We start from the raw sequence: 4,532 nt of genomic DNA on the forward strand, positions 1-4,532 counted from the left end.
CGGGTCGGTGCCGGCGCTGCTGGCCGCCGCGCTGCGCGCCTTCGACCCGGCGCGGTTGCCGGCGCAGGACCGACGCGTGGACGATGCGGCGCCAGTCGCGCCGGCTATCCCCAGCGACATCAAGGCTGACTAGAATCGGACCCTGGGCCGCGCCGCGGCCGTCCTTTCCCACCATTTCTATCCGGAGCGACATCCATGACATCACGCGTTGCGCTGGTCACCGGCGGCACCGGCGGCATCGGCACCGCAATCTGCGAGCGGCTGGCCGCGCAGGGCCACCGCGTGGCCAGCAACTACCGCGACCAGGCCAAGGCCCTGGCCTGGCAGCAGCGCATGCGCGAACGTGGCCACGACGTCGCCATCGTCCCCGGCGACGTCGCCTCGCCCGAACACGCGCAGACCCTGGTGCGTGAGGTCGAACGCCAACTCGGCCCGGTCGAGATCCTGGTCAACAACGCCGGCATCACCCGCGACACCACCTTCCACAAGATGACCGCCGAGCAATGGCACGAAGTCATCAACACCAACCTCAACTCGGTGTTCAACGTCACCCGCCCGGTGATCGAGGGCATGCGCCAGAAGCGCTGGGGGCGGGTCATCCAGATCAGCTCGATCAACGGCCTCAAGGGCCAGTACGGCCAGGCCAACTACGCCGCGGCCAAGGCCGGCATGCATGGCTTCACCATTTCCCTGGCGCGCGAGAACGCCAGCTACGGCATCACCGTCAACACGGTCTCGCCCGGCTATGTCGCCACCGACATGGTGATGGCGGTGCCGGAGGAAGTCCGCGCCAAGATCGCCGCCGACATTCCCACCGGGCGTCTCGGCAAGCCGGAGGAGATCGCCTATGCCGTGGCGTTCCTGGTGGCCGAGGAAGCGGCGTGGATCACCGGTTCGAACCTGGACATCAACGGCGGCCACCACATGGGATGGTGAGCGGCTGAATCGCTCAGGCGGCGGCTTTCGCGCGAGGTAACGCTATCCCGCATGGCCGCCACGGCGGCCTGCGGACGTTTGCTGCGCTGCGAATGCTGCGCAGCATGATTTTTTTGCTGCACCCGCGTGTTCAGGTACTTTCGGCGGTTGCAAGCCCTGCTGCGCTGCGCCATGCTGCGCGCCTACCGTCACAGAGCGATCGCTTCATGGCTGAGATTCGCATCATCAAGAAGTATCCCAATCGCCGCCTCTACGACACCGAGATCTCCAGTTACATCACCATCGAAGACGTCCGCCAGTTGATCATCGACGGCGAGGAATTCGAAGTCCGCGACGCCAAGACCGGCGAAGACCTCAGCCGCGCAGTGCTGCTGCAGATCATCGCCGACCAGGAACAGGACGGCGAACCGATGCTGTCCACGCAGTTGCTCAGCCAGATCATCCGCTTCTATGGCGACTCGCTGCAGGGCTTCATGGGCAACTACCTGGAGCGCAGCATGCAGGTGTTCCTCGACCAGCAGCAGCAATTCCGCCAGCAGATGGGCAACCTGCTGGGGCAGACCCCGTGGACCATGATGAACCAGCTCACCGAGCGCAACCTGGAACTGTGGCAGGAGTTCCAGCGCAACCTCGGCGCCGGCTTCGGCCGCCCGGCCGCTGGCGTGGGCACCGGCAAGCCTGGCGAACCGCCGGCGGGCGCCGCACCGAAGTCGCGTCCGCGCTGAGGATTGCGACCGGGTGAGGTTCGGCGGGGCGCTTCGCACCCCTACCCTCACCCCACCCCCTCTCCCGACGGGAGAGGGGCTTTTGCTCTCCCTTCTCCCCTCGGGAGAAGGTGCCCCGCAGGGCGGATGAGGGTGCGGGCGCACGCCAACCACACGTGCGACGCACCTTCCCGTCAGCGCGACTTCGCCGGCTTGCAATTCCCGCAGATCCGCTCGACCTTGTAACCACGCGCACGCAGGCCCTCGACCACGCCGTCCGGCCCGAGCAGGTGCAGCGCACCCACCACCACCAGGGTGTCGCCGCCACCGTCCTTCAGGCGCTGCTCTAGGCGCGGCAGCCAGGCCTGGTTACGCTCCACGTCGATGCGCTGGTACAGCCGCGGGTAGTCGCGCTTCATCTGCGCGCCGATCTCCTGCCACAGCTGGCGCTCGTCGCCGCGGCGCCAGGCATCGTGCAGGCGCAGCGTCTGCGCCGCGCCCTGCTCGGCATCGTCCAGCGCTTCGGTCAGCATCTGCTTCTGCTCCACCGGGTCCATGCCGTCGAGCAGGTCGATCTGCGCCTGCGCGGTCTCCAGGCCCTCGGCACTCTTGCCGTCCTGCAAGGCCAGTGTCATGAAATGACGATCCAGCCCGGCATCGGCCTCCAGGCCCTGCGCCTTCATGTCGGCGATGCTGATGCTGAGGCCGACGAACCACGGCTCGAAGCCGCTCATCTGCGCCAGCGGCAGGCCGTGGCCGGCGGCATAGCGGCGCAGCCGCTCCCAGGTCGCCGGGTCCAGATCGTCCTGCAGCCGCTTGCCGTCGTGGCGCTGCGCCGCCTGCAGCATCTGCGCGCCCAGTTGCGGCGCGTCCACGTCCTTCGGCGCCAGTTCGAACAGCAGCCGCGGCGACGCCGCGTAGGCCGCATCGACTTCGCGCGCCAGCGGATAGTCGTCGGCCTTGAGCATGTGGAACGAGCCCAACAGGTACAGCGTGCCGCGCGGGCCGCTGACCTTCCACAACAGCGGCGTGGGCGGCACCACCGTGGGCGCTGCGGCGGCGGGCGCGACAGGCGTCGCGGCCACCGGTGGCGGCGTGCGGGCCAGTGCCGGCAGCACCAGGCACAGTGACAGGCCCAGCAGCAGGCGGCGCAACAGGCGCGGGAACGGGGTCATCGGCATCCTCGGGTCAATGGGCGGCGGCGTAGGCCTTCTCGCCGGCATCCACCGCCAGGTCGAGGCGGTTCTCCGGCGGCGGCAACGGACAGGTGGCAAACGGGGTGAACGCGCACGGCGGGTCGTAGGCGCGGTTGAAATCCAGCACCACGCTGCCGTCGGCCGCGGGCGGGTCCACGTCCAGGAAGCGCCCGGCGGGGTAGCTGCCGTGACCGCTGGTGCGGTCGGCGAACACCACGAACAGCGGCTGACCGGGTTCGCCGATCGCCTGCAGGCGGTAGCGCTTGCCGCCGCGCTCGAACTCCAGCGCACCGGGATTCGGCGATGGCGTGGTGACGCCGATGATGTCGACGATGGGCAGGGTCGTGCCCGGTGGATTGGGCACGAAACGCCCGCGCACGCGCCAGGATTCGGCCAGCGGCCAGTACGGCACGCCTGCGAAACCGAGCCGGGTCGGCGCATCGGCGTGCTTGACCCGCAGCGCATAACGACCGCCACGTTCGATCAGGCTGAGCTTGCCCTTGCCGTCGTCGAAGTCGATCACCGTCGGCTGCGGATCGTGGTCGCTGTACACGCGGATCCGCCCCTGCACCGGCGCGCCGGCGACGCTGAGGGCGGCGCCGCGCTCGGGGGTCAGGTACACCTCGCGCTGCGCCTGCGACACCAGCGCCATCCTCGCCGGCCCCACCGCCAGGCGGATGCCGCTGTCCGGGCCGCTGCCGATGTAGTGCTCCTTCAATTCCAGCCAATGCAGGCCGACCAGGCTGGTCCAGCCGTCCGGCGCCTGCAGTTCGCGCTGGCGCTGCGCGCGCCAAGCCTGCTCATCGGCCACGAACCGTGCGTCCATCGCCTTCGGCGCGGCCGGTGCCGGCGCCTGCTTGCCGCAACCACTCAAGGCGACGAGCGCCGCCAGCAGCGCCGTCGTCCACATCCGCTTGTCCATCACCGCCCCCGCAGGAACCAACGATCGATCTCGCCCAGGGTGAACCGCGCCCAGGTCGGACGCCCATGATTGCATTGTCCGGAGCGCTCGGTGGCTTCCATGTCGCGCAGCAGTGCGTTCATTTCCGGAATGGTGAGGCGGCGGTTGGCGCGCACCGCGCCGTGGCAGGCCATGGTCGACAGCAGCGCATCGCGCGCGCCGGCGACACGGCCGCTGTGGCCGTGTTCGCGCAGGTCGGTGAGCACGTCGCGCAGCAAGGCCTCCGGCTCGGCCTGCGCCAGCAGTGCGGGAATGCTGCGCACGTGCAGCGATTGCGGTCCGCTGCGGGTGATCTCGAACCCGAGCGCGGCCAGCGTCTCCGCTTCGCGCTCGGCGGTGTCGGCATCGCGTTCGCCGACTGCCAGGGTGATCGGCACCAGCAGCGGCTGCGCATGCAGGCCGATGCCATCGTGCGCGGTCTTCAGGCGCTCGTAGCCGATGCGCTCGTGCGCGGCGTGCATGTCGACCACGATCAGGCCGTCGGCGTTCTCGGCCAGGATGTAGATGCCGTGCAATTGCGCGATGGCGTAGCCGAGCGGCGGCACGCCGCTGTCGGCGGCAGTCGGCGGCAGGCCGCCGGCAGGGTCCTGGGTCTGCCGCGGCAGGCTGGCGGCGCTTCCCGCGTCGGCGGTGGGCGCGTACAGCGCCGCGTACGCTGCAGGCGCCTCTTCCACGCGCAAACCCAACGGCGATTGCGCCGGGCGCCACTGCGCGCCGTAACCATAACCCTGCCCG

The 4,532-nt window shown here is 69.6% G+C and carries 4 protein-coding genes and 1 pseudogene; 2 read left to right on the forward strand and 3 right to left on the reverse strand.

What is annotated here, in order from left to right; translation table 11 throughout:
* The first annotated feature begins 195 nt into the window (after nt 1-195).
* Nucleotides 196-936: a beta-ketoacyl-ACP reductase gene (locus tag D180_RS02700; RefSeq protein ID WP_017909333.1), complete on the forward strand. Its 741-nt coding sequence runs from the start codon at nt 196-198 to the stop codon at nt 934-936.
* A gap of 206 nt (nt 937-1,142) precedes the next feature.
* Nucleotides 1,143-1,661, forward strand: coding sequence for a polyhydroxyalkanoate synthesis repressor PhaR (gene phaR, locus D180_RS02705; RefSeq protein WP_017911578.1), 519 nt, complete (start codon nt 1,143-1,145; stop codon nt 1,659-1,661).
* A 173-nt stretch (nt 1,662-1,834) separates the two neighbouring features.
* On the opposite strand, the gene D180_RS02710 is transcribed toward phaR, so the two are convergent.
* The 3 genes and pseudogenes from D180_RS02710 to mutL all read right to left on the reverse strand — a co-directional run.
* A complete protein-coding gene (locus tag D180_RS02710; RefSeq protein WP_017911579.1) occupies nt 1,835-2,815 on the reverse strand; it encodes a TraB/GumN family protein in 981 nt (326 codons plus the stop codon).
* A 13-nt stretch (nt 2,816-2,828) separates the two neighbouring features.
* The gene (locus D180_RS02715; protein ID WP_017911580.1) at nt 2,829-3,758 is read right to left on the reverse strand and encodes a DUF1684 domain-containing protein; all 930 of its coding nucleotides are present in this window, start codon (nt 3,756-3,758) and stop codon (nt 2,829-2,831) included.
* Nucleotides 3,758-4,532: pseudogene (gene mutL / locus D180_RS02720) on the reverse strand (DNA mismatch repair protein MutL); the annotation flags it as partial. The gene D180_RS02715 and the pseudogene mutL, both read right to left, overlap by 1 nt.

This window comes from Xanthomonas sp. SHU 166, from assembly GCF_000364685.1.
Classification (GTDB): domain Bacteria; phylum Pseudomonadota; class Gammaproteobacteria; order Xanthomonadales; family Xanthomonadaceae; genus Xanthomonas_A; species Xanthomonas_A sontii.

Excerpts from the sequence above, each read along its gene's own strand:
- phaR (WP_017911578.1), top strand. The coding sequence starts at position 1,143 with ATGGCTGAGATTCGCATCATCAAGAAGTATCCCAATCGCCGCCTCTAC.
- D180_RS02700 (WP_017909333.1), top strand. The coding sequence starts at position 196 with ATGACATCACGCGTTGCGCTGGTCACCGGCGGCACCGGCGGCATCGGC.
- D180_RS02710 (WP_017911579.1), bottom strand. The coding sequence starts at position 2,815 with ATGACCCCGTTCCCGCGCCTGTTGCGCCGCCTGCTGCTGGGCCTGTCA.
- D180_RS02715 (WP_017911580.1), bottom strand. The coding sequence starts at position 3,758 with ATGGACAAGCGGATGTGGACGACGGCGCTGCTGGCGGCGCTCGTCGCC.